The organism is Micromonospora sp. SYSU B005 (genome assembly GCF_055362685.1).
On record NZ_JAXCFU010000001.1, the window covers coordinates 1,069,983 to 1,092,046 of the forward strand.

Genomic DNA, 22,064 nt, shown 5'->3' on the forward strand with positions numbered 1-22,064 from the left:
GGTGACGGAATCCTGACACATCTCACTTTCTTCCGGTGGCCCGCCCCGGCGGCGCGCGGCGAACCGGGCTGACCTGGACGGTGGCCGGCGGGTGGGCATCCCAGTGACGGGAATCGAGAGGTGAGCCGACCGGCGCGTCAGGATCCGTCCAATGGCCCCTTCAGTTGCCCAGGGGCGCGCCAGTAGGTTGTCAGGACGCGTCCGAGGGGCTTTCACAAAAATCCGGACGCGTCATCCGCGTACGGGAGGAAGTCTGTGGTGAGCGGGTCAACCGAGGACTCGGGGCAGGTCCTGCTGGTGGGTTCCAGTGGCGGGCACCTGGCCCAGCTCCTGGCCCTGGAACCGTGGTACCGGGATCGGCGCCGCGCATGGGTAACGTTCGACACCCCCGACGCGCGCTCGCTGCTCGCCGGTGAGGACGTGGTCTGGGCGCACCACCCCACCACACGCAACGTCAAGAACCTGGTACGCAACGCGTTCCTCGCGCTGAAGGTGATCCGTCGGCGTCAGGTCGACGCGGTGGTCACCACCGGCGCCGGGGTCGCCCTGCCGTTCGTGGTGGCGGCCCGCATGCGCAAGATCCCGACGGTCTACATCGAGGTGTACGACCGGATCGACAGCGCGACGCTCACCGCCCGGCTCTGCCGTCCCTTCCTCTCCGCGATGCTCGTGCAGTGGGACGAGCAGCGCCGGATGTACCCGGAGGCGACCGTCGTGGGGAACCTCCTGTGATCCCCCGGCAGCGGGACCGGCGCTCCGCGGCGCCGTACGTGCTTGTCGTCGTCGGCACCGACGTGCACCGCTTCGACCGGCTGGTCGGCTGGCTGGAACGCTGGCACGCGGCGCGGCCCGAGGTCCGGCTGGTCCTCCAGTACGGCCACAGCCGCACCCCGGCCCTGCCCGAGGCCACCCCGTTCCTCGGCCACGAGGAACTCCAGCGGGCGATGGCGGAGGCGACGCTCGTGGTCAGCCACGGCGGCCCGGCCACCATCACCGAGGCGCGGCGCAACGGCCACCTGCCGATCGTGGTGCCCCGCGACCCGTCGCACGACGAGCACGTCGACAACCACCAGCAGCTGTTCTCCCGTCGTCTCGGCGCGGCCGGCATGGTGCGGCTGTGCGAGTCCGAGGCCGAGCTGCTCGCCGCGCTGGACGAGGGCCTGGCCGACCCGAACCGGTTCGTCCTGGCCGCCGACCCGAACCGCCCGGACCCGCGCGCCGAGGCGGTCGCCCGGGTCGGCGCGGTGATCGACGAGCTGGTCGCCCGCCGGGTACGGCAACGAGCCGTCGGGCGTCGCGGATGAGCGCCCCGGATCCGGCGCCGCCGCGGGTCCTCTTCGTCGGCGGCCTCGGCCGCAGCGGCTCCACCTTGCTGGAGCTGCTGCTGGCGCAGAGCGCCGACGTGTGCGCCGTCGGCGAGGTGGTGCACCTGTGGGAGCGGGCGCTCGGCGCCGACGAGCGGTGCGGCTGCGGTGAGCGGTTCACCGCCTGCCCGTTCTGGCGCCAGGTCGGCGACCAGGCGTTCGGCGGCTGGGCCGCTGTCGACCGGGACGACGTGCTGGCACTCAAGGACCGCGTCGACCGGACCCGGCACATCCCTCGGCTCGCCAAGGACGCGCTCCCGCCGGAGCAGCTGGCCGACGTACGCCGCTACGCCGACCTGTACACCCGGATCTACCGGGCCGCGCTGTCGGTGACCGGCGCCCGGGTGGTGGTGGACTCCAGCAAGCACGCCTCGCTCGCCTTCGCGCTGCGCTGGGCCGAAGGGCTCGACCTGCGGGTGCTGCACCTGGTCCGGGACAGCCGGGCGGTGGCGTACTCGTGGGGCAAGCAGGTGCGCCGCCCCGAGGTGGTCGACGGCGAGGACTTCATGCCGACCTTCTCGCCGTTCGAGGTGAGCAAGCTGTGGACCGCGCAGAACGCCGCGTTCCACCTGCTCGCGTCCCGGGCGAAGGTGCTGCGGCTGCGCTACGAGGACTTCACCGCCGACCCGGCCGGCACCGTACGCCGGGTGCGGGACTTCGCCGGCCTGCCGGACGACCCGGCGGCGCTGCGCATCCTGGCCGGGGCCGGCGACACCGGCGCGGCGCCCGAGCCGGCCGCGCCGTTCCGTGCGCACAGCGTCGCCGGCAACCCGCTGCGGTTCAGCGGCGGGCCGTTGACGGTGCGCCGGGACGAGGCGTGGCGGGACCGCCTGCCGCGCCGCAGCCGTGCCGTGGTCAGCCTGGCCACGCTTCCCCTGCGGGTCCGCTACGGCTATCTGGGCCAGCGGGGATCCGACGAGTCCGTGGAGAGAGCATGAGTGGGCCGAGCATCTCGGTCGTCGTACCGACGCGGGACCGTCCGGAGCTGCTGCGTGCGGCGCTCGACGCGATCCTCAGCCAGGCCCACCCGGGCCTGATCGAGGCGATCGTCGTCTACGACCAGTCCGAGCCGGACCGGTCGCTGGAGACCGACCGGGGTGACCGGCGGATCCGGGTGATCACGAATACCCGTACCGCAGGGCTGGCCGGCGCGCGCAACACCGGCATCGAGGCGGCCACCGGCGACTGGGTGGCGTTCTGCGACGACGACGACGAGTGGCTGCCCGGCAAGCTGGCCGCGCAGTTCGGGGCGCTCGACGCGCACCCGGACGGCGCGCTGGTGAGCTGCGGCATCCGGGTCAGCTACGACGACCGTACGGTGGACCGTTCGCTGGACCGGGCCCGGATCTCGCTGGAGGCGCTGCTGCGCGACCGGCTCACCGAGCTGCACCCGTCCACGTTCCTGATCCGCCGCGCCGCGCTGCTCGACGCGATCGGCCTGGTGGACGAGCAGATCCCGGGCAGCTACGCGGAGGACTACGAGTTCCTGCTCCGCGCCGCCCGGTACGCCCCGCTGGTGAACGTGGAGAGCCCGTACGTGCTGGTCCGCTGGCACAAGCGGTCCTACTTCGCGCAGCGCTGGGAGACCATCTCGACCGCGTTGCAGTGGCTGCTGCGCCGCTACCCGGAGTTCGCCACCGTGCCGCACGGCGAGGCGCGGGTGGCCGGGCAGATCGCCTTCGCGCAGGCCGCGATGGGCAACCGGCGCGACGCGGTCCGCTGGGCCCGGCGCACGCTGGCCCGCAACCCGAAGGAGCCGCGCGCCTACCTGGCGCTGGCGGTGGCGAGCCGGGCCGTGCAGGCCGACCGGGTGCTGCGCACGCTGCACAAGCGCGGCCGGGGCATCTGAGCCGTACGCGAGACGGGCGGGCGACCTCGGTCGCCCGCCCGTTCTCGTTCCGCTGCGATCAGGCCGTGCAGAAGGACTTCCACGCCTGGATGCTCGGCTGGTCGAGCAGCCGGAAGTCGCCCTGGCTGACCGTCTGGTTGTAGTACGCCACGAACTCCGGTCGCTGGCCGTTGAGGAAGCTGGTCATCGACCGGATCCAGGCCGCCCGTCCGGTGCCCGCGTCACCGGGCACCAGGTCACTGCCGGTCTCGGCGACGCCCCACGGCTTACCGAGCGCCTTCGACTTGCTGATCATGGGGCCGTAGATCTCCTGCGGCGAGGCGTACCGCTTCCACTTCTTGCCCCAGTTGTAGCAGTCCCAGCCCAGGGCCTCGATCACGTCGCCGCCCGGGTAGAACGCGTCGAAGCTGCGCCCGGACTTCGGGTCGAGCGTCCAGCACATCAGGATCAGCGTGTTGATCAGCTTGGGGTTGCCGGTCCGGTCGGCCAGGCCGGCGATCCGCTTCCACGCCGTCCGGTACGCCGTCGTACTGAACGCCCCGCGCTCGACGTCGTCCTCCGGCTCGTGGAAGTACGACCAGTAGACGTTGTGCTCGCGCGGGATCGAGGAGAACCAGGAGGTCAGGCGGGAGTCGAACTTGCCGGTGTTCACCTCCTGCGGCGACGCCTTGAACGACACCACGACGGTTCGGTCCACCACGTCGGCACGGCTGCCGGACCAGGCCGGCGGCAGGCCGGGGAAGAAGATCCGGGCCATCCGCAGCTTGCCGAACGTCCGGTCGGACCGGGCCAGCGCCTGGCCGAACGTCTCCCCGCTCTGCACACCGATCGAGGCGCCGGGCAGCGTCAGTCGCGTACCGCTGAAGGCCGGCCCGGCGTCCGCGGAGGCCGACGGACGCGCCGAGGGCTTGCCGCCGAGACCCTGGTCGGCGCTCGGGGACGCGCCCGGGGTGGCGGGCGTGCCCGGGCCCATCGAGGTGGCCGGCCCGACCGAGCCGGGCGTCCCGCCGGCCTGCCGTTCCGCCGCGTCGGGTCGCAGCGTGGCCACCGCGACCCCGCTGCCGGCCACGGCCAGGACCAGTGCCGCCGCGAGGGCGACCCGCCAGCGACGACGGGAGCCTCCGGACGACGGCACGGGGGCCGGGGCGAGCGGCGGCGCCGGCGGCTGGCCCGGACCGCCGGTGGCCGGTCCGTGTGGAACGTCCACCGGGGGCGGTCCGCTCAGCGTGGCGGTCGCCGTGGTGCCCGCCCCCCAGCCCGCCTCACCCGCCGGACCGGCCTGAGTGGCCCAGGCGTCGTCGTGCGGCTCACCCGGGGGCCAGGCGTCACCGCCGTGGCCCGCCGGCCCGTGCTGCGGCGCCCAGCCGTTCGTCGTGCCGGCAGCGGCGTCCCAGCCGGCCGGGTCGTGCCCGGGCCCGTCGTGGTGACCGGCGTCGGGCCGGTCGCGCTCGGGCCAGGGCAGGTCACCGCCCGGCCGGGCCGGTGGTGGCGGTGGCGCGCTCTCGGCCTCTGGCCAGGGCAGCGAAGGACCGCCCACCTGGCGCGGAATGTCCTGACCCGGCCACAGGCCGGTCGGCTGCCCGAAGGCATTGTGCGGCTCTCGGTCGGCCGGCATGACCCTCCCTGGCTGTCGGCGGCCCGTGGTCGGGGCTCAGATCGCCACGCATACCTGCCCGACGATAACCCTCATCCACCTGGCCGTACGTACCGTGACACTCAGCCGAACGCCTCACCCTGGTCACCGGTGACGGTCGAAGCGGGCATCTCGACCCCGGTCCGGGCGATCGCGTCGAGCAACTGGTCGGCCAGTTCGGGCCGGCAGACCAGCAGATCGGGCAGCCGCGGGTCGGCCCGGTTGTAGCGCAGCGGCGAACCGTCGATCCGGGACGCGTGCATGCCCGCGCCCAGCGCCACGGCGACCGGTGCGGCACTGTCCCACTCGTACTGACCGCCCGCGTGGACGTACGCGTCGACCTCACCGGTCACCACCGCGCAGACCTTCACACCGGCTGAGCCCATCGGCACCGCGGTGGCGCCGAGCATCTCGACCAGTTCGCCCACGAACGCCGGCGGGCGGCTGCGGCTCACCGCGATCCGGATCGGCCCGTCGGACGCCTTCGGCTGCGGGCAGGTGGTGCCGAGCACGAGCGGCGTACCGTCCACCGTGGTCCGGGCCGGCATGCCGACCGCGCCGGCGACCAGGGCGCCGTCCGGGGCGGCGGAGCGCTGCCAGAGCGCCACGTGCACCGCCCAGTCGTCCCGGCCCTCCTCGGAGAACTCGCGCGTGCCGTCCAGCGGGTCGATGATCCAGACCCGGTCCGCCTCGTGCCGGGGCGCGCGCTCGCCGTCCGCCCACGCGCGGCGCGCGTCGGCCTCCTCCTCGGAGAGCACCGCGTCGGCCGGCCGCAGCCGGGCCAGCGCCGCCGTCATCAGCTCGTGCGACGCGCGGTCGCCGGCGTCCTTGAGCGCCTTCGGGTCGGCGAAGCCCTGCCGGTCCCGCAGCGCGGTGAGCGCCTTGCCGGCCTCGGTCGCCAGCCACTGCGCGAACCGCTGGTCGTCGAGCCGTCCCGCCTCGTCCTCGGTCACGAGCCTCATCCCTTGTTCTCCCGGGTCTGCCGCGACCCGTCATCCTTCGGCGTCCGGTCGGACCGGCGCCAGCGTCCGTCGGATCGTAGACAGTCGCGAGGCGGTCTCGGATCCCCCGGACGCACCGGTGACCCGGCCGGCCGCCCGCATGTTGAACTTCGCGTGTATCGCGGTCGGACCCGCCGGGCCAGGCCCTAGGCTCTGCGCATGACCGCCGAGCAGCTGATCTCGTTCGCCCGTGGCGCGCCTTCGCTGGACATCGTCGATGTCGAGGGGCTCAAGGCCGCCGCCGTCCGCGCCTTCGACGCCGACCCCGCCGGGGTCACCGCGTACGGCACCTCCGTCGGCTACCCGCCCTTGCGGAAGTGGATCGCCGAGAAGCACGGTGTCGAGGCCGACCAGGTGCTGATCACCAACGGCTCGTTGCAGGCCGACGCGTTCCTCTTCGACCACCTGGTCCGCCGGGGCGACGCGGTGGTGGTCGAGCGCCCGACGTACGACCGCACGCTGCTCAACCTGAAGCAGATGGGCGGCGAGGTGCACGGCGTGACGATCCAGCCGGACGGTCTGGACACCGCCGAGCTGCGCAAGCTGCTGGAGTCCGGGGTACGGCCGCGGCTGGCCCACGTGATCCCCAACTACCAGAACCCGGCCGGCGTGACGCTCTCCCTGGAGAAGCGCCGTGAGCTGCTGGACCTGGCCGCCGAGTACGAGTTCACGATCTTCGAGGACGACCCGTACGCGGACATCCGGTTCCGGGGCGAGCCGCTGCCCTCGATGCTGTCGATGGACAGCCGGGGCGTGGTGGTGCACGCCTCCAGCTTCACCAAGACGGTCTGCCCGGGTGTCCGGGTCGGCTACCTGGTCGGCCCGGCCGAGCTGATCGCGGCGATCGCGAAGCGGGCCACCAACCTCTACATCTCGCCCGGCATGGTGGCGCAGGCGATCGTGCACCAGTTCTGCGTCTCCGGCGCGATCGACGAGTCGATCCGGACGGTCCGTTCGGCGCTCGGCGAGCGGTCGGCGGTGCTGGCCGAGTCGCTGCGCCGGCACATCCCGGAGGCCCGGTTCGTGGAGCCGGACGGCGGCTACTTCCTCTGGGTGGAGCTGCCCGAGGACGTCGACGTCGACCGGCTCGCCCCGGCTGCCGCCGAGCGGGGCGTGGCGGTGGTGAAGGGCAGCGACTTCATGGTCGACGGCGGCCGGCACGCGCTGCGCCTGGCGTACTCGGCGGTCACGGCGGACCGGATCGACGAGGGTGTGCGGCGTCTAGCGGAGGCGATGGCCGCTGTTCGCGGCTGATTTTCTGTCGGGTTTCTGACAAAAAGGCCCCGCTGGCCGGTTCGGCACTCCCGCCGGACCGGCCGGCACCCCCACAATGCTGCGAGTGCCGCTCACCTTCTGCCGGTGACCAGCCCGCACGCCGGACGACCGGCCGGGTCGGCGGCACGCCCAGCATCACTCCCGCCCCCAAGGGGTGCCGGGTGGGCCGTGTCGCCCCTCACCCCCCTGACGCGGCCCGGCCCGCCCGGCGCCGCCGCGTGACGCCCGTCGCAACCGCCCGTCCCCCGCACCCGCGCCCGCGCTGCGCTTCCCGCCGGTCGGCGTAACCTGCAAGCCGCAGCTCTAGGGAGAGGGGGCGAGAGATGACGGACCGGGTGGCACGCGACCGAACCGCCGGCACCGACGGCAGCCGGGCACTGCGCCCCCGCGCCTGGTCGGCCCCGGTACGCGCGATGTCCCGCATCCTCAACGCGGACGGCTCCCCGCGTACGGCCCAGCCGGCCGGCCCGGAACGCAGCGGCATCGTCGACTGCGGGCTGTACGTCGACGGCGAGCGCCGCCCCGGCCGCCCCGGGTACGCCGAGGCCCTGGCCGCCGCCCGGCAGGAGCGGGACGGTTTCGTCTGGCTCGGCCTGCACGAGCCGGACCTGACCGAGATGACCGAGATCGCCGCCACCTTCGGCCTGCACGAGCTGGCGGTGGAGGACGCGGTAAAGGCCCAGCAGCGCCCGAAGCTGGAACACTTCGGCGAGATCGTCTTCCTGGTGCTGCGTACCGCCCGCTACTGCGAGCACGCCGAGCTGACCGAGAACTCCGAGGTGGTGGAGACCGGTCAGGTGATGCTCTTCATCGGGCCGCACTTCGTGATCAGCGTGCGGCACGGCGACGCCTGCCGGCTGGCGCCGGTGCGCGCCGACCTGGAGGCGAAGCGGGACCTGCTGCGGCACGGCCCGTGGGCGGTCGCGTACGCGATCACCGACCGCGTGGTGGACCTCTACCTGGAGGTGGCCGACCGGCTGGAGGACGACCTCGACGTGCTGGAGGCGGACGTCTTCGACAGGCAGAGCAGCGGCCGGATCCAGCGGATCTACCAGATGAAGCGGGAGCTGGTCGAGTTCAAGCGGGCGGTGGTGCCGTTGCAGCGGCCGCTGATCACGCTCACCTCGCAGGTCAACCGCGCGGTGCCGCAGGAGGTACGGCGCTACTTCCGCGACGTGCAGGACCACCTCAGCCGCACCGTCGAGCAGGTGAACTCCTACGACGACCTGCTCAACTCGATCCTCCAGGCCCGGCTGGCCCAGGTCACCGTCGATCAGAACAACGACATGCGCAAGATCGCCGCGTGGGCCGCGATCGGTGCGGTGTGGACGGCGATCGCCGGCATCTACGGCATGAACTTCGACAACATGCCCGAGCTGAAATGGACGTACGGCTATCCGGGCGTCTGGGCGCTGATGCTCGTGGCGTCCTTCACGCTCTACCGCCTGTTCCGCCGCAACGGCTGGCTGTAACCGCCGCACCACGGCGGGCCGCCGCGCCGTCCGTACACGCGGAAGCGCCGGCCACGCGGGATGTCCCGCGTGCCGGCGCTGATCCGACGGTACGAGGTCAGCGGCGACCGCCGGCCTTCGCGGCGTTCTTGCCGGCCTGGACGGCCTTGGAGATGTCGTCGGCCGGGCGGCCGGAGACGTCCCGGGCGCCCTCGGCGACGGAGGGGACCTGGTCGGTCGGGTGGATCACCGGCTGGCTGCCGGAGGTGGCGGTCGACGCGCTGCTGCCCTTGGCCACCGCCGAGGAGCCGGCGCCGGTCGGACCGGCCTGCGTCACCTTCGCGCTCGCATCAGGGGTCTCCACCACGATCGTGTCCACGTCCTCCCGCATCGGCTCCAGCTTGTCGCGACCGGTCGCGCCGAGCGTGCCGGTCGCGCCGAGCGTGCCCGTCGGGTCGTACTCGGCCCACTCCTGCTGCTCGCGGCGGCGGCGCATGGCCATCGCACCGGCAAGGCCGGCGACGGTGCCGGCCACCAGCAGGCCCGCGGTCATGCCCCGCGACCTGCGCTGCTTCTTCTTTCCGGCCTTCATGTTCTTCGCCTTCTTGGTCATCGCGGCCTGCTTCTTGGCCATCACCTTGCGGCCGTCCGACGCCTTGCCGGCGGCCTCGACCCGGGCGTTGCGCACGGCCAGCAGAACCGGCGCGAGCGCCGCGGCGGTCGACGCGAACCCGCTGGACGCGCGGTCCCGGACCAGGACCGCGGTCGGCGCGACGGCGACCCGGGCTGCCTGGACCCGCGGGCCGACAGTGGCGCCGGCACCCTTCGCGGCGTGCGTGGCGGCCTGCCTCAGGTGACCGATGCCCTGGTTCAACTCGACCTTCGCGAGCTGGCCCTGGGTCTTTCGCCGCCCGATTCCAAACACGGTCCCACCTCCTGGGAGTTGTTCCTTCGTCATCCTCCACCTTCGAATGCCTCCGCATGGCCAGATCGGGCACATGGGAGGATCCGCAAGGAACTGAACTACGAGTGAGGAGTACCCGTGGCCGAGGCTGTCTACGCCACCTTGCACACCAACGCCGGCCCGATCCGGCTGGAGCTCTTCCCGAACCACGCACCGAAGACCGTCCGCAACTTCGTGGAGCTGGCCGAGGGCACCCGGGAGTACATCGACCCGCGTACCGGTCAGCCGGGCAGCGGGCCGTACTACGACGGCACCGTCTCGCACCGCGTGATCAGCGGTTTCATGATTCAGATGGGCGACCCGACCGGCACCGGCCGCGGTGGTCCGGGCTACAAGTTCGCCGACGAGTTCCACCCCGAGCTGCGCTTCGACCGGCCGTACCTGCTGGCGATGGCGAACGCCGGGCCGGGCACCAACGGCTCGCAGTTCTTCATCACGGTGTCGCCCACGCCACACCTGAACAACCGGCACACCATCTTCGGCCAGGTGGCCGACGAGCAGTCCGCGAAGGTGGTCGACTCGATCGCCAACACCCCGACCGGCCCGAGCGACCGGCCGCTCCAGGACGTGGTGATCGAGCGGGTCGAGATCGAGCACAAGCAGTCCTGAGCGGCACGCGGGTACCTTTGCTCGCATGACTGAGCGCTCCGGCCAGCCAGGCGACGCCACCGGGGGTCCGGTGCCGACCACTCCGGTCTGCTACCGGCACCCCGGCCGGGAGACATACATCCGGTGCACCCGGTGCGACCGGCCGATCTGCACCGAGTGCATGCGCGACGCGTCCGTCGGCCACCAGTGCCCGGAGTGCGTCGCCGAGGGCCGCCGCAGCGTGCGGCCGGCGCGTACCGCCTTCGGTGGCGGTGCCGCCGGCCGCCAGGGCAACGTCACGAAGGCGCTGATCGCGCTGAACGTGGTGATGATGCTGCTGTCCGTCCTCTCGGCCCGCAGCGGGACCGCGGTGGCCGGCGGTGGCCTGGGCGGCCTGATGGGCAACGGGACGCCGCTCACCGAGTGGGGTGCGGTGCTCGGCCTGGCGCGCTTCCCCGACGGGCACGTCGGCGGGGTGGCCGACGGCGAGTGGTACCGGCTGGTCACCGCCATGTTCCTGCACTACGGCGTGCTGCACCTGCTGCTGAACATGTGGGCGCTCTGGGTGCTCGGCCGGACGCTGGAGGCGGTGCTCGGGCCGCTGCGCTTCCTGGCGCTCTACCTGCTCGCCGGGCTCGGCGGCAACGTCGCGGCGTACGTCTTCACCGAGCCGAACCGGTTCACGGCCGGTGCCTCGACCGCCGTGTTCGGCCTGTTCGCCGCCGTCTTCGTGATCATGCGGCGGCTCGGCCGGGACACCTCGGCGATCGTGCCGATCCTGGTGATCAACCTGATCTTCACGTTCACCGTGCCGAGCATCTCGGTGGCCGGGCACCTCGGCGGTCTGGTGGCCGGCGCGCTGGTGGCGCTGGTCCTGGCGTACGCGCCACGGTCGCGGCGCACCGTGTTCCAGGTGGCGGGCTGCGCGATCGTGCTGGTCGCGCTGATCGGCCTGACGCTCGTCCGTACCGCCGCGCTGCTCGGCTGAGCCTCAGCGCGCGGGGCGGGCCTCGTCCAGCGCCGCGGCCACCTCGTCCAGTGGGGCGTCCAGGTCGCGGCGGCCGAACAGGTGCAGCGACTCCCCGGCGTCGATCTCCAGCGTCTCGGCGGTGATCCCGCGCCGGCTGCGCCGGTCCAGGCGGATCGCCTCCACGGCGTCCCACGGCAGCCGGCGCCGCCCGGCGAATCCCCGCAGCACGGTGAGCCCGTCCCTGTCGACGGCGAGGCGGACCGGCGCGACCACGTCGCGCAGCGCCCAGGCGAGCAGACCGGCGGCGGCCAGCCCGGCGAGCGCCGGCCGGACCGGATCACCGCCGGCGAACACCAGCCCCAGGGCGACGAGCGCGAGCGCGCCCACCGCCTTGAGCACCGGCACCTCGCGCGGTACCCGCCACTGCCGGACCGGCGGCGACTGTGGATCCATCCGCCCAGCATGCCAGCCGCACCTGCCGCACGCCGGGGGAGGACGACCGGTCGGATCAGCACGTAGGATCGGGGCAAGCGAGGTTACCGGGGAGTAGACATGAGTGACGCGGTCATCGTCGGCGCGGTACGGACCCCGGTCGGGCGGCGCAAGGGCAGCCTCGCCGGAGTGCACCCGGTCGACCTCTCGGCGCACGTGCTGCGCGTGCTCGCCGAGCGCACCGGCATCGACCCGGGCCAGGTCGACGACGTCGTCTGGGGCTGTGTGTCGCAGGTCGGCGAGCAGTCCTGGAACGTGGGCCGCAACGCCGTGCTCGCCGCCGGCTGGCCGGAGTCGGTCCCCGGCACCACGCTCGACCGCCAGTGCGGGTCCAGCCAGCAGGCGCTGCACTTCGCCGCCGCGACGGTCCTGTCCGGCCAGGCCGACATGGTCGTGGCCGGTGGCGTCGAGTCGATGACCCGGGTGCCGATGGGTTCCAGCGTCGCCGGTGGCATGCCGTTCAGCGCGGCGATCCTGGAGCGCTACCGCGGCGTCGAGGGCGTCGCGGAGGACTCCCCGTTGCCGTTCAACCAGGGCGTCGGGGCCGAGCTGATCGCGCAGCGGTGGCGCTTCTCGCGTACCCAGCTCGACGAGTTCGCGCTCGCCAGCCACGAGAAGGCCGCCGCCGCGCAGGACGCCGGCGCGTTCGAGGCCGAACTCGCCCCGGTGGCGCTCGCCGACGGCGGCAAGTTCTCCGCCGACGAGGGCATCCGCCGCGACACCTCGCTGGCGAAGCTGGGCGAGCTGCCCACCCCGTTCCGCGCCGACGGCGTGGTCACCGCCGGGTCCGCGTCGCAGATCTCCGACGGCGCCGCCGCGCTCGCGGTCACCACCGCCGAGTGGGCCAGCCGGCACGGCCTGCGCCCGCTGGCCCGGGTGCACACCGCCGTGGTCGCCGCCGACGACCCGGTCACCATGCTCACCGCCCCGATCCCGGCCACCGCGAAGGCGCTGCGCCGCGCGGGGCTGGGCATCGAGGAGATCGGGGTGTACGAGGTGAACGAGGCGTTCGCCCCGGTGCCGCTGGCCTGGCTGGCCGAGACCGAGGCGGACCCGGAGCGGCTCAACCCCCGAGGCGGGGCGATCGCGCTCGGTCACCCGCTCGGCGGGTCCGGCGCGCGGATCATGACCACGATGCTCCAGCACATGCGGGACAACGGCATCCGCTACGGCCTGCAGACCATGTGCGAGGGCGGCGGCATGGCAAACGCCACGATCGTCGAGCTGCTCTGATCCGACCGGCCGCCGGAGTCGCACCGCGGGTGCGACTTGCACGTGTGGAAGTTCCAGAAATCGGGCGTGACCCATATCACCCCTGGTCATCGGCTCGTTGGACCGGGCATGGACGTGTTCTCGCGAACGTTCCTTCCGGCCGCCGCCGAGACCGGCCTGGCGACCCAGACCGTCACCCGGCACATGCCGGTGTTCCGCCGGTGCGTCGGCTCCGGCGACGCGACCATCCTGGTCACCCGGTGCAGCCGCCCGGACGACCCGGTGGGCGGCGACTACCTGATGCTCCTCACCCACCGGCGGCTGGTGGTCACCCGGCAGACCCGGGTGCTGCACCGGCTGCGCCTGCACCTCAACACCGAACTGCGCGAGCTGAGCAACGTGACGTGGAGCCCCGACGCCCGCGCGCACAGCGTGGAACTGGCGGCCACCGCGATCGACGGGGTACGCGAGCGTTTCGTCCTGCGTACCCACCACCCGAAGCAGGTGTGGCAGCTCGACGCACTGCTCAACCACGCCTTCCGCACCCGCCTGCGTACGCCGGCCGAGCGGGTGGTGGCGACCATCGGTGAGCCGACGGCGGGCGCCCGCCCGACGGTGCTGCGGCCCGCCCCGGCCCGCTGACGTCCTCCTTACCTGATCCGAACATTCCCTGACCGGCCGCGCGGTCGCCGGTCGGTCATCATGAGCCGGTGACCACCGCCGCCCCGCCCGGGCTCGTCCTCGTGGTGGAGGACGAGCCGGCCATCGCCGACCTGGTCCGGCTCTACCTGACCCGGGACGGGTTCGGCGTACACCTGGAACGTGACGGCGAGGCCGGGCTGGCCGCCGCACGGCGCCTGCGCCCGGTGGCCTGCGTGCTCGACATCGCGTTGCCCGGCCTGGCCGGCACCGAGATCTGCCGCCGGCTGCGCGCGGCCGGCGACTGGACGCCGGTCATCTTCCTCACCGCCCGCGACGACGAGGTGGACCGCGTCGTCGGGCTGGAACTGGGCGCCGACGACTACGTCACCAAGCCGTTCAGCCCGCGTGAACTGCTCGCCCGGCTGCGGGCGGTGCTGCGCCGCACCGCCGGTGTGCCCGCCGAGCAGCCCCGCACGCTCGGCGCCGTCACGCTCGACCCGGCCCGCCGCACGGTCACCGCCGCAGGTACGCCGGTGCAGCTCACCTCCACCGAGTTCGACCTGCTGGCCCACCTGATGGCACGGCCCGGCCGGGTGTTCACCAGGGAGGAACTGCTGGCCGGCGTGTGGGGGTACGCGGCGCACGCCGGCACCCGGACCGTCGACGTGCACGTGGCGCAGGTGCGGGCCAAGCTCGGCCCGGACAGCGTGATCCGCACCCATCGGGGCGTCGGGTACGCCGCCGATGCCTGAGCCGCCCACGGTGCCGATGCCGCCCACGGTGCCGATGCCGCCCACCGGTCCGGTCCGGCCCGGCCGGCGCCCCGGGCGGACGCTCACCGCCCGCGCCGTGCTCGCCACCTGCGCGGTGGCGCTGGTGTCGGTGCTCGTCACCGCGCTCGTCGCGGTGCCCCTCGCGGTACGCGGCGCGGAACGCCGGGACCAGGAGGCGCTCGCCGCCCAGGCCCGGCTCGCCGCCGACGTGCTCCGGGTACGGCCGGTACGCCAGCGCGACGGTGCCGGGGACCGGCTCATCCGGCAACTGCGCCAGCAGCAGATCGAGGTGTACGTGATCCGGGACGGCCGGGCCGACCGGCCGGGCCTGCCCCGACCGCTCGTGACGCGGGTGGCCGGCGGCGAGAACGTCTCCGGCCGGCGGCTTGTCGACGGGGAACGCCGGCTGGTCGAGGCACGGGCGCTGCCCGGCGGGGACGGTGTGGTGCTGACCCGGGTCCGCAGCGCCGCGCCCTGGCGGCAGGTGCTGCGGGGACTCTGGTTGCCGCTGCTCGCCGGGCTGGCCGCCGGGGCGGCCGCCGGACTGCTGCTCGCCCGCCGGCTGGCCCGGCCGATCCGTACCGCAGCCACCGCCGCCGCGCGGCTGCGTGCCGGGGACCGGGCGGTCCGCGTACCGGTCGAGCCGCCCGACGAGGTGGCCGACCTGGCGTACGCGCTGAACGGCCTGGCCGCCGCGCTCGCCACGAGCGAGGGGCGGCAGCGGGAGTTCCTGCTCTCCGTCTCGCACGAGTTGCGGACCCCGCTCACCGCCATCCGTGGCTACGCCGAGGCGCTGGCCGACGGGGTGATCGAGGCCGACGCGGTGCCGGCGACCGGCCGGACCGTGCTCGCCGAGGCCGAACACCTGGATCGGCTGGTCCGCGACCTGCTGGCGCTGGCCCGGCTGGAGGCGGTCGACTTCCCCCTGGAACCGGTGCCGGTCGACCTGGCCGGGCTCGCCGCCGACGCGGAGCGCGCCTGGTCCGGCCGGTACGCGGCGCTCGGGGTGCCGTTCCGGCTGGAGACGCCGGGTGTGCCGGTGCCGGCGTACACCGATCCGGGCCGGATCCGGCAGGTGGTGGACGGGCTGCTGGAGAACGCGCTGCGGGTCGTACCGCCGGGGGCGCCGGTGGTGCTCGCGGTCCGCGCCGACGGCCCGGCGGGCGGCGGGGTGCTGGAGGTCCGGGACGGCGGGCCCGGCTTCACCGACGACGACCTGCGGGTGGCGTTCGAGCGCGGCGCGCTGCACGAGCGGTACCGCGGGGTGCGCAAGGTGGGCAGCGGACTCGGCCTGGCGCTCGCCGCCGGGCTGGTCCGCCGGCTCGGCGGGGACATCGCTGCCGGGCACGCCCCGGAGGGCGGGGCCGCCTTCACCGTCCGGGTGCCGCCGAATCCTTACGCGGCTCGAACATCGGCTTGACCGTCTCCTCGCATCGGTGCGGAACGCTCGGGTCGTCACCGCGAGAGAGGACCACTGATGGCACGTCAGCGAATCGTCACCGGCGCCACCGCACTGCTCGCCGCGGCCGCGCTCGGGCTCGCCGGGTGCGGCGCGGCCCGGCCCGGCCCGGCACCGGACGACGCGGTCGAGGTGAGCGCGGCCCTGGGTACGGAGGGTCAGGCACTCGCCGCATTCGGCGTCGACGCCGGGGAACTGGACGTGGATCCGCTGGCTGCGCCGGCGCCCTCCGGCAGCCCGAAGGCCGGGCCGGGCGGCGAGGGCGAGCGGGCGAAGCAGGGACACCAGCGGCACCGGGCCCGGGTGCTGCTGCGGCGCAACACGCTGCACGGCGAGGCGGTGGTGAAGACCAGGGACGGCGGCACGAAGACCGTCACGGTCCAGCGCGGCGAGGTGACGGCGATCGACGACAGGTCGATGACCGTCAAGTCCACCGACGGCTTCACAGTGACGTGGACGTTCGGCGAGAAGCTGCGGGTGGTCGAGCGCCGGACCACGATCCGATCGAGCGACATCACGATCGGTACGACGGTCGGGGTGGCCGGTGCCAAGGAGGGCGACCGGAGCGTGGCCCGGCTCGTGGTCGTACCACTTCGTCAGGAATAGGGTGCCCGGGCTGTCGTGACCTGAGCAATGTGCCAGGCTACGCTATGCCCCGACCTGCCATCGCCTCCGTGGAGATTCCGTGAAGCTCTCGATCCTCATGCCGGTCTACAACGAGGAAGAACGTATCGCGGATGCCCTCAAGCAGGCATTGGCGGTGGACTACCCCTGCGAGATCGAGCTCGTCGTCGTGGACGACGGCAGCCGGGACGGCACCGGCGAGGTCCTCGGCCGCGTGGACGACGCCCGCCTACGGGTGATCACCCACCAGCGCAACGCCGGCAAGGGCGCGGCCATCAAGACCGCCGTCGACAGCGCCGAGGGTGAGTACATGGTCATCCTCGACGCCGACCTGGAGTACGACCCGCAGGACATCCCGCGCCTGCTGGAGCCGGTGCTCGACGGCCGGGCCACAGTCGTCTACGGCAACCGGACCTTCGGCAGCCACAGCTCGTACAGCTTCTGGTACGTGATGGGCAACAAGGGCGTCACGCTCGCCGCTAACGTGCTCTACAACTCCTACATCGGCGACCTGGAGACCTGCTTCAAGCTGATGCCGCTGGAGCTGTACCGCTCGCTCCAGGTCCGCTCCCGTGGCTTCGGCATGGAGGCCGAGGTCACCGGCAAGCTGCTGCGCCGCCGCATCCGCCCGTACGAGGTGCCGATCAGCTACCGCGCCCGGGGCCGCGAGGAGGGCAAGAAGATCACCTGGAAGGACGGCGTCGAGGCGATCTGGATCCTGGCCCGCGAGCGCGCCCGCCGCCGCCCGGCCGGTCCCGCCGCCGCGCACTGAGCCCGCACCGGCGGAACCCCGCGAGCCCGGCACGAGCCGAGGTCGCGGGGTTCCGCCGTGTCCGGGCCGCTCAGGTGAGGAACGCGTCGACCGAGCGGCGCAGCCCGGCCGCGTCCAGGCCGTGCCAGCGTTCGTGGTCCTCGGCGCTGCCGTAGCGGCGCAGATCCTTACGGCCCACCCCGAGCGCGAGCAGCCGGTGCGGCCGGTCGGCGAGCGCCTCCGACACCACCCGCGTCGAGGTGCCCGCCAGGTACGGCTCGACCAGGATCACCTCGGTCCCGGCGAGCGCCCGCAGCCCGGCCGTGTCGAACGGCCGGGGCCGGTGGGTGTACGCCACGGTGACCGGCCGGTCGGCCGTTGCCTCGACCGCCGCGTCGAGCACCGGACCGACGGCCACCAGCAGGGGCGCGCCCGGCCCGGCGTCCCGGACCACGTGCAGGTCACCCGCCTGCGGGTACGCCTGCGCGTTGGCCTGGACGGACAGCCGCAGGTACGCCGAGTCCTGCCCGCACACCACGTCGCGCAGCAGCGGCCGGACCTCGTCCGGGTGCCCCGGCACGTGCACCGTCCAGCCGTCCAGCGTGTCCAGCAACGCCACGTCCGCCGGCCCGAGGTGGGTGCGTCCCGCCGCCGCCCGGTCGTACGAGCCGCCGATGCCGACGAGCACCGCGCCGACGTCCTGGTGGTCGAGGTCCAGCTTGATCTGCTCGTACGCCCGCTCGACCAGGAACGGGGCGTAGCTGTGCACGATCGGCCGCTGCCCGGTCAGCGCCAGCCCACCCGCGACCCCGATCATCAACTGCTCGCGGATGCCGACGTTCACGACCCGGTCCGGGTAGCGGGCGGCGGCCGGCTCGAACGCGGCGGCGGAGATGTCGGCGAGCACTACTGTCGTCCGCGGATCGGCGAGCACCTCCTCGGTGCTGGTGACGAACGCGTCCCGCATGGTGCTGCTCATTCTCACTCCCCGTCCGTGACGACCGCGACGACGACGTGCGGCCGGTGACCGTCGTGCCCGGTGAGGGCGGTGTGCAGGGCGTCGTGGTCGCGCCCGTCCACTGTTGCGGCGCTCCACCCGTTCACCGTGAACCGGCTCGCCGCGCCGCCCGGCCAGCCGTACGTGGCCGAGCGGTTGTCCAGCACGATCGCGGTGAGGTTGCCCAGTCCGGTCGCGCCCGCGTACGCGATCGCCTCGTGGTTGGAGCCCTCGTCCAGTTCGGCGTCGCCGAGCAGCACGTACACCCGGGGTCCGGTGCGGCCCTGGGCCCGCAGCCCGAGCGCGGTGCCCACGCCCAGCCCGAGCCCGTGGCCGAGCGAACCGGAACCGATCTCGACGCCCGGCACAAGCGTGCGGTCCGGGTGGTCGCCGAGCCGGCTCGCCGGGCCACCCTGGTCGTCCAGCCACTCGGCCGGCAGGAAGCCGCGTGCGGCGAGCAGCGCGTAGTACCCGGCGACCGCGTGGCCCTTGGAGAGCAGGAAGCGGTCCCGGTCCGGGTCGTCCAGGGTGGCCGGGGTGATCCGGAGCACCCGGTCGTAGAGCACCTGGAGCACGTCGAGCGTCGAGTACACGTTGGCGCCGAACTCGCGGCCGGCGCGCACCCGGTCCAGGAGCGCGCCCAGGTCGGTGGCGGTGGTCGTCGTCATACCGATAGCCTCGGACTTGAAGCGAACTTCAACTCAAGGCCGTGTGATGCACGAAGCAACACTGACCATCGGGCAGCTCGCCGACCGCAGTGGCGTCGCGCCCTCGGCACTGCGCTACTACGAGCGGCTCGGCCTGATCCACGCCGCCCGCACCGGCGGGAACCAGCGCCGCTACGCCCGCACCGAGCTGCGCCGGGTCGCGTTCATCCGGATCTCCCAGCAGGTCGGTGTCTCGCTGGACGAGATCCGCGCGGCGCTCGACTCGCTGCCGTCGGGGCGTACCCCCACGCCCGACGACTGGGCCGCGCTGTCCCGCGCCTGGCGGGACCGGCTGGACGAGCGCATCCGGCTGCTCGGCAAGCTCCGCGACGACCTGGACGGCTGCATCGGCTGCGGCTGCCTGTCGTTGCAGCGCTGCACGCTCTACAACCCCGGCGACTCGCTCGCCGCCGAGGGCCCCGGCCCGCGCCTCATGCTGCCGCGCCCCGGCCAGGGCTGACCCTCACCGGACCAGCAGCACCTTGCCCAGGTGGTCGTTCGTCTCCACCAGGCGGTGCGCGGCGGCGGCGTCGGCCATGTCCACCCGGGCGTGCACCACCGGCCGGATCCGGTCCGCCTCCACCAGGGGCCACACCTGCTCGCGTACGCCCCGGACGATCCCCGCCTTGTCGTCCACCGGGCGGGACCGCAACGCCGTCGCGTGCACCGCCGCGCGCTTCGCCAGCAGCATCCCCAGGTCGAGTTCGCCCTTGCGGCCGCCCTGCATGCCGATCACCACGAGCCGCCCGCCAGTCGCCAGCGCCGCCACGTTCCGGGACAGGTAGGACCCGCCCATGATGTCCAGGATCACGTCCGCGCCCCGGCCGTCGGTGACCCGGCGTACCTCGTCGACGAAGTCCTGCTCGCGGTAGTCGATCGTGTGCGCGGCGCCCAGCTCACGCAGCCGCTCGTGCTTCGCCGAACGGGCGGTCACCACCACCGTCGCGCCCAGCGCCACGCCGAGCTGGATCGCGAACGTGCCGATCCCGCTGCCGCCGCCGTGCACCAGCAGCGTGTCGCCCTCGGCCAGCCGGGCCAGGTCCACGACGTTCGACCAGACCGTGCAGGCCACCTCCGGCAGGGCCGCCGCGTCGACCAGGTCCACCCCGGCCGGCACCGGCAGCAACTGCCCGGCCGGCACCGCGACCTGCTCGGCGTAGCCGCCGCCCGCGAGCAGCGCGCACACCTCCTGGCCCACCGACCAGCCGGTCACGCCGGGACCGAGCGCACGCACCGTCCCCGAACACTCCAGACCGGGGTACGCGGACGCGCCCGGCGGCGGCGGGTAGTGCCCCTGCCGCTGCAACAGGTCGGCCCGGTTCACCGCGCTCGCCCGCACCTCCACGATCACCTCACCGGGACCGGGCTCCGGGTCCGGCACGTGGGTCCAGACGAGCGCCTCGGGTCCGCCGGGTTCCGTGATCGTGATCGCGCGCATGGTTCAGTCTTACCCGATCCGCCCGTCGCCGCGCAGGTGCACCGTCCGGGACGGCTGCCGCGCCGGGCCGTCGGCCACTGTGGACTTGCCGGCGGCCGTGATTCCGCTGATCAGCACCACTGCCGGGTGCTCCCGCACGCACACGTTCTCGCAGGGGAGGTGGGACGGCGGCTTGCCCGGTACGGGGTTCGTGGCAGACTGGTCCCGGTCGCGCACCCCTCGGGGGCGTGCCGGGAGGGTTCGCCTAGTGGCCGATGGCGCTGGTCTTGAAAACCGGTAAGGCAGCGATGTCTTCGTGGGTTCGAATCCCACACCCTCCGCCCACTCCCATCTCGCCGTCGGCCGGCCGCGCGTGCGGACGCATCGGCGTGTCGCCGCGGAAGTAGCCATCGCCTCTGCGGCTTATGCCTCTGGGGCATAAATATGACCGAGAGGCATAAGGGTCTCGGGTGCTCTCTTCTCCGGCGACCGGCGACCGGCGACCGGCGACCGGCGACCGGCGACCGGCGACCGGCGATCCGGGCGTCGTAGGCTGCGGGTTGCGGCGACGGCGGGAGGCCGGGGTGGCAGAGACGACGACGGTGGCCGGAGTGACGGCCGAGCTGGCCGCGCTCGACGACCCGAAGATCCGCGCGGTCAACGAGCGGCACGGCGACGACCACGGAGTCAACCTGGGCAAGCTGCGGGCGATCGCCAAGCGGCTGAAGACGCAGCAGGACCTCGCACGCGAGCTGTGGGCGACCGGCGACAGCGCGGCGCGGCTGCTGGCGCTGCTGATCTGCCGCCCGAAGGCGTACGGGAGGGACGAGCTGGACGCCATGCTGCGCGAGGCGCGTACGCCGAAGGTGCACGACTGGCTCGTGAACTACGTGGTGAAGAAGAGCCCGCACGCCGAGCCGCTGCGCCTGGTCTGGTCGGCCGCTCCCGATCCGGTCGTGGCGAGCGCCGGCTGGGCGCTGACCACCGAGCGGGTGGCGCGGAACCCGGACGGGCTGGACCTGGGCGGCCTGCTCGACGTGATCGAGGCGGAGATGGCCGGTGCGCCGGAGCGCCTCCAGTGGGCGATGAACCATTGCCTGGCGCAGATCGGGATCGAGCACGCCGCGTACCGGGACCGTGCGATCGGCATCGGCGAGCGGCTCGGCGTGCTCAAGGACTACCCGACGCCGCCTGGGTGCACGTCCCCGTACGCGCCGGTCTGGATCAACGAGATGGTGCGCCGACAGCACGGTGGGGCGGCCAACGGGGTATGAAGGGGCGCAGGACATTCGCGTACCCGGAAGGACCGTTTCGATGACCCTGGAACGACCGATCGCCCCGGACCCGTACGAGCTGCTGCCGACGGTGCCGTCGTTCGACCTCACCAGCGACGACGTGCACAACGGCGAGCCGATGGACGCGCGGTACGCGCACGGCAGCACCGGCGGCGAGAACGTCTCACCGCAGCTGTCCTGGTCGGGCTTCCCGGCCGAGACCAAGAGCTTCGTGGTCACGTGCTTCGACCCGGACGCCCCGACCGGCAGCGGCTTCTGGCACTGGGTGCTGGTGAACCTGCCCGCGTCCGTCACCGAGTTGCCCACCGGCGTGCGTGAGGCCGACCTGGACGGCGCGTTCAGCGTCCGCAACGACTACGGCGACACCGGCTACGGGGGCGCGGCGCCGCCGGCCGGGGACCGCCCGCACCGGTACGTGTTCGCGGTGCACGCGGTGGACGTGGACCGTCTCGACATCCCCGCCGGGGCGAGCCCGGCCTTCGTCGGCTTCAACCTGGCGTTCCACACCCTGGCCCGGGCGGTCATCCGCCCCACGTACCAGATCAAGGAGTGAGGTGTAAGGAAGGGCCCCTTGTTAACAGACGTCTGTTAACAAGGGGC

25 protein-coding genes and 1 tRNA gene are annotated in these 22,064 nt (G+C 73.4%); 18 read left to right on the forward strand and 8 right to left on the reverse strand.

The features are described 5' to 3' along the window. The first annotated feature begins 255 nt into the window (after positions 1 to 255). Genes SM452_RS05140 through SM452_RS05155 form a run of 4 tightly spaced genes read left to right on the forward strand, consistent with a single transcriptional unit; the run spans position 256 to position 3,213 of the window. Positions 256 to 732, forward strand: coding sequence for a glycosyltransferase family 28 protein (locus SM452_RS05140; RefSeq protein WP_013289269.1), 477 nt, complete (start codon positions 256 to 258; stop codon positions 730 to 732). After that, the gene (locus SM452_RS05145) at positions 729 to 1,304 is read left to right on the forward strand and encodes a glycosyltransferase (RefSeq protein ID WP_463839364.1); all 576 of its coding nucleotides are present in this window, start codon (positions 729 to 731) and stop codon (positions 1,302 to 1,304) included. The genes SM452_RS05140 and SM452_RS05145 overlap by 4 nt, the downstream gene beginning before the upstream one ends. After that, the gene (locus tag SM452_RS05150; protein ID WP_135242499.1) at positions 1,301 to 2,302 is read left to right on the forward strand and encodes a sulfotransferase family protein; all 1,002 of its coding nucleotides are present in this window, start codon (positions 1,301 to 1,303) and stop codon (positions 2,300 to 2,302) included. The genes SM452_RS05145 and SM452_RS05150 overlap by 4 nt, the downstream gene beginning before the upstream one ends. Next, positions 2,299 to 3,213, forward strand: a complete 915-nt coding sequence (locus SM452_RS05155; RefSeq protein ID WP_013289266.1) for a glycosyltransferase family 2 protein — start codon at positions 2,299 to 2,301, stop codon at positions 3,211 to 3,213. Before SM452_RS05150 ends, SM452_RS05155 begins: the two co-directional genes overlap by 4 nt. Positions 3,214 to 3,271: 58 nt before the next feature. Here SM452_RS05155 and SM452_RS05160 read toward each other — a convergent pair whose 3' ends face one another. Both SM452_RS05160 and SM452_RS05165 read right to left on the reverse strand, forming a co-directional pair. After that, on the reverse strand, positions 3,272 to 4,828 hold the full coding sequence (locus SM452_RS05160; RefSeq protein ID WP_463839365.1) for a glycoside hydrolase family 26 protein: 1,557 nt from the start codon (positions 4,826 to 4,828) through the stop codon (positions 3,272 to 3,274). Positions 4,829 to 4,929: 101 nt separating this feature from the next. Then, entirely contained in the window at positions 4,930 to 5,808 is an 879-nt protein-coding gene (locus SM452_RS05165; protein ID WP_135242497.1) for a 3'(2'),5'-bisphosphate nucleotidase CysQ, read from the reverse strand. A 198-nt stretch (positions 5,809 to 6,006) separates the two neighbouring features. Between SM452_RS05165 and SM452_RS05170 the strand changes: the two genes are divergently transcribed. Further along, positions 6,007 to 7,101 carry an aminotransferase-like domain-containing protein gene (locus SM452_RS05170; protein WP_262013000.1) on the forward strand — a complete coding sequence of 365 codons (1,095 nt, stop codon included), beginning with the start codon at positions 6,007 to 6,009 and terminating at the stop codon, positions 7,099 to 7,101. Positions 7,102 to 7,445: 344 nt separating this feature from the next. Continuing rightward, positions 7,446 to 8,594, forward strand: a complete 1,149-nt coding sequence (corA, locus tag SM452_RS05175) for a magnesium/cobalt transporter CorA (RefSeq protein ID WP_463839366.1) — start codon at positions 7,446 to 7,448, stop codon at positions 8,592 to 8,594. A gap of 97 nt (positions 8,595 to 8,691) precedes the next feature. Here corA and SM452_RS05180 read toward each other — a convergent pair whose 3' ends face one another. After that, positions 8,692 to 9,531, reverse strand: a complete 840-nt coding sequence (locus SM452_RS05180) for a hypothetical protein (RefSeq protein WP_463839367.1) — start codon at positions 9,529 to 9,531, stop codon at positions 8,692 to 8,694. Between the two features lie 84 nt (positions 9,532 to 9,615). Between SM452_RS05180 and SM452_RS05185 the strand changes: the two genes are divergently transcribed. Both SM452_RS05185 and SM452_RS05190 read left to right on the forward strand, forming a co-directional pair. Beyond that, complete coding sequence (locus tag SM452_RS05185; protein WP_194800379.1) at positions 9,616 to 10,146, forward strand: peptidylprolyl isomerase; 531 nt, start codon at positions 9,616 to 9,618, stop codon at positions 10,144 to 10,146. A gap of 25 nt (positions 10,147 to 10,171) precedes the next feature. Beyond that, on the forward strand, positions 10,172 to 11,113 hold the full coding sequence (locus SM452_RS05190; protein ID WP_216931101.1) for a rhomboid family intramembrane serine protease: 942 nt from the start codon (positions 10,172 to 10,174) through the stop codon (positions 11,111 to 11,113). A 3-nt stretch (positions 11,114 to 11,116) separates the two neighbouring features. Here the strand turns inward: SM452_RS05190 and SM452_RS05195 are convergent, their stop codons facing one another. Then, positions 11,117 to 11,548, reverse strand: coding sequence for a PH domain-containing protein (locus SM452_RS05195; RefSeq protein WP_396881883.1), 432 nt, complete (start codon positions 11,546 to 11,548; stop codon positions 11,117 to 11,119). Between the two features lie 99 nt (positions 11,549 to 11,647). Here SM452_RS05195 and SM452_RS05200 point away from each other — a divergent pair, with 99 nt between their 5' ends. From SM452_RS05200 to SM452_RS05225, 6 genes are all read left to right on the forward strand, one after another. Further along, on the forward strand, positions 11,648 to 12,820 hold the full coding sequence (locus SM452_RS05200; RefSeq protein ID WP_463839368.1) for a thiolase family protein: 1,173 nt from the start codon (positions 11,648 to 11,650) through the stop codon (positions 12,818 to 12,820). Between the two features lie 108 nt (positions 12,821 to 12,928). Next, on the forward strand, positions 12,929 to 13,441 hold the full coding sequence (locus tag SM452_RS05205; RefSeq protein WP_463839369.1) for a hypothetical protein: 513 nt from the start codon (positions 12,929 to 12,931) through the stop codon (positions 13,439 to 13,441). A 68-nt stretch (positions 13,442 to 13,509) separates the two neighbouring features. Next, complete coding sequence (locus tag SM452_RS05210) at positions 13,510 to 14,193, forward strand: response regulator transcription factor (RefSeq protein WP_194800383.1); 684 nt, start codon at positions 13,510 to 13,512, stop codon at positions 14,191 to 14,193. Beyond that, a complete protein-coding gene (locus SM452_RS05215; RefSeq protein ID WP_463839370.1) occupies positions 14,186 to 15,634 on the forward strand; it encodes a sensor histidine kinase in 1,449 nt (482 codons plus the stop codon). The genes SM452_RS05210 and SM452_RS05215 overlap by 8 nt, the downstream gene beginning before the upstream one ends. A 57-nt stretch (positions 15,635 to 15,691) precedes the next feature. Further along, on the forward strand, positions 15,692 to 16,279 hold the full coding sequence (locus SM452_RS05220; protein ID WP_463839371.1) for a hypothetical protein: 588 nt from the start codon (positions 15,692 to 15,694) through the stop codon (positions 16,277 to 16,279). 79 nt (positions 16,280 to 16,358) lie between these two features. Next, a complete protein-coding gene (locus tag SM452_RS05225; protein ID WP_135242490.1) occupies positions 16,359 to 17,069 on the forward strand; it encodes a glycosyltransferase family 2 protein in 711 nt (236 codons plus the stop codon). 70 nt (positions 17,070 to 17,139) lie between these two features. On the opposite strand, the gene SM452_RS05230 is transcribed toward SM452_RS05225, so the two are convergent. Both SM452_RS05230 and SM452_RS05235 read right to left on the reverse strand, forming a co-directional pair. Continuing rightward, positions 17,140 to 18,015, reverse strand: coding sequence for a transketolase family protein (locus SM452_RS05230; protein ID WP_262013032.1), 876 nt, complete (start codon positions 18,013 to 18,015; stop codon positions 17,140 to 17,142). A gap of 14 nt (positions 18,016 to 18,029) precedes the next feature. Next, a complete protein-coding gene (locus SM452_RS05235; protein ID WP_463839372.1) occupies positions 18,030 to 18,713 on the reverse strand; it encodes a transketolase in 684 nt (227 codons plus the stop codon). Positions 18,714 to 18,759: 46 nt separating this feature from the next. Here SM452_RS05235 and soxR point away from each other — a divergent pair, with 46 nt between their 5' ends. Next, complete coding sequence (soxR, locus tag SM452_RS05240) at positions 18,760 to 19,212, forward strand: redox-sensitive transcriptional activator SoxR (protein WP_262013007.1); 453 nt, start codon at positions 18,760 to 18,762, stop codon at positions 19,210 to 19,212. A gap of 3 nt (positions 19,213 to 19,215) precedes the next feature. On the opposite strand, the gene SM452_RS05245 is transcribed toward soxR, so the two are convergent. Next, positions 19,216 to 20,190 (reverse strand): NAD(P)H-quinone oxidoreductase, encoded by a 975-nt coding sequence (locus SM452_RS05245; protein ID WP_463839373.1) that lies wholly within the window; start codon positions 20,188 to 20,190, stop codon positions 19,216 to 19,218. 9 nt (positions 20,191 to 20,199) lie between these two features. Continuing rightward, positions 20,200 to 20,328 (reverse strand): hypothetical protein, encoded by a 129-nt coding sequence (locus SM452_RS05250; RefSeq protein WP_396881890.1) that lies wholly within the window; start codon positions 20,326 to 20,328, stop codon positions 20,200 to 20,202. 95 nt (positions 20,329 to 20,423) lie between these two features. Here SM452_RS05250 and SM452_RS05255 point away from each other — a divergent pair. From SM452_RS05255 to SM452_RS05265, 3 genes are all read left to right on the forward strand, one after another. Then, positions 20,424 to 20,510 (forward strand) — tRNA-Ser (locus SM452_RS05255). 243 nt (positions 20,511 to 20,753) lie between these two features. Then, positions 20,754 to 21,443: a DNA alkylation repair protein gene (locus tag SM452_RS05260; RefSeq protein WP_355508591.1), complete on the forward strand. Its 690-nt coding sequence runs from the start codon at positions 20,754 to 20,756 to the stop codon at positions 21,441 to 21,443. Positions 21,444 to 21,483: 40 nt separating this feature from the next. Next, positions 21,484 to 22,017 (forward strand): YbhB/YbcL family Raf kinase inhibitor-like protein, encoded by a 534-nt coding sequence (locus SM452_RS05265; RefSeq protein ID WP_091413270.1) that lies wholly within the window; start codon positions 21,484 to 21,486, stop codon positions 22,015 to 22,017. Positions 22,018 to 22,064: the final 47 nt, after the last annotated feature.

Bases quoted from the DNA above. Each gene is read 5' to 3' on its own strand.
- SM452_RS05230 (WP_262013032.1), bottom strand. From the start codon at position 18,015: ATGCGGGACGCGTTCGTCACCAGCACCGAGGAGGTGCTCGCCGATCCG.
- SM452_RS05170 (WP_262013000.1), top strand. From the start codon at position 6,007: ATGACCGCCGAGCAGCTGATCTCGTTCGCCCGTGGCGCGCCTTCGCTG.
- SM452_RS05195 (WP_396881883.1), bottom strand. From the start codon at position 11,548: ATGGATCCACAGTCGCCGCCGGTCCGGCAGTGGCGGGTACCGCGCGAG.
- SM452_RS05180 (WP_463839367.1), bottom strand. From the start codon at position 9,531: ATGACGAAGGAACAACTCCCAGGAGGTGGGACCGTGTTTGGAATCGGG.
- soxR (WP_262013007.1), top strand. From the start codon at position 18,760: ATGCACGAAGCAACACTGACCATCGGGCAGCTCGCCGACCGCAGTGGC.
- SM452_RS05205 (WP_463839369.1), top strand. From the start codon at position 12,929: ATGGACGTGTTCTCGCGAACGTTCCTTCCGGCCGCCGCCGAGACCGGC.
- SM452_RS05155 (WP_013289266.1), top strand. From the start codon at position 2,299: ATGAGTGGGCCGAGCATCTCGGTCGTCGTACCGACGCGGGACCGTCCG.
- SM452_RS05160 (WP_463839365.1), bottom strand. From the start codon at position 4,828: ATGCCGGCCGACCGAGAGCCGCACAATGCCTTCGGGCAGCCGACCGGC.
- SM452_RS05165 (WP_135242497.1), bottom strand. From the start codon at position 5,808: ATGAGGCTCGTGACCGAGGACGAGGCGGGACGGCTCGACGACCAGCGG.
- SM452_RS05235 (WP_463839372.1), bottom strand. From the start codon at position 18,713: ATGACGACGACCACCGCCACCGACCTGGGCGCGCTCCTGGACCGGGTG.
- SM452_RS05220 (WP_463839371.1), top strand. From the start codon at position 15,692: ATGGCACGTCAGCGAATCGTCACCGGCGCCACCGCACTGCTCGCCGCG.
- corA (WP_463839366.1), top strand. From the start codon at position 7,446: ATGACGGACCGGGTGGCACGCGACCGAACCGCCGGCACCGACGGCAGC.
- SM452_RS05150 (WP_135242499.1), top strand. From the start codon at position 1,301: ATGAGCGCCCCGGATCCGGCGCCGCCGCGGGTCCTCTTCGTCGGCGGC.
- SM452_RS05190 (WP_216931101.1), top strand. From the start codon at position 10,172: ATGACTGAGCGCTCCGGCCAGCCAGGCGACGCCACCGGGGGTCCGGTG.
- SM452_RS05265 (WP_091413270.1), top strand. From the start codon at position 21,484: ATGACCCTGGAACGACCGATCGCCCCGGACCCGTACGAGCTGCTGCCG.
- SM452_RS05245 (WP_463839373.1), bottom strand. From the start codon at position 20,190: ATGCGCGCGATCACGATCACGGAACCCGGCGGACCCGAGGCGCTCGTC.
- SM452_RS05215 (WP_463839370.1), top strand. From the start codon at position 14,186: ATGCCTGAGCCGCCCACGGTGCCGATGCCGCCCACGGTGCCGATGCCG.
- SM452_RS05200 (WP_463839368.1), top strand. From the start codon at position 11,648: ATGAGTGACGCGGTCATCGTCGGCGCGGTACGGACCCCGGTCGGGCGG.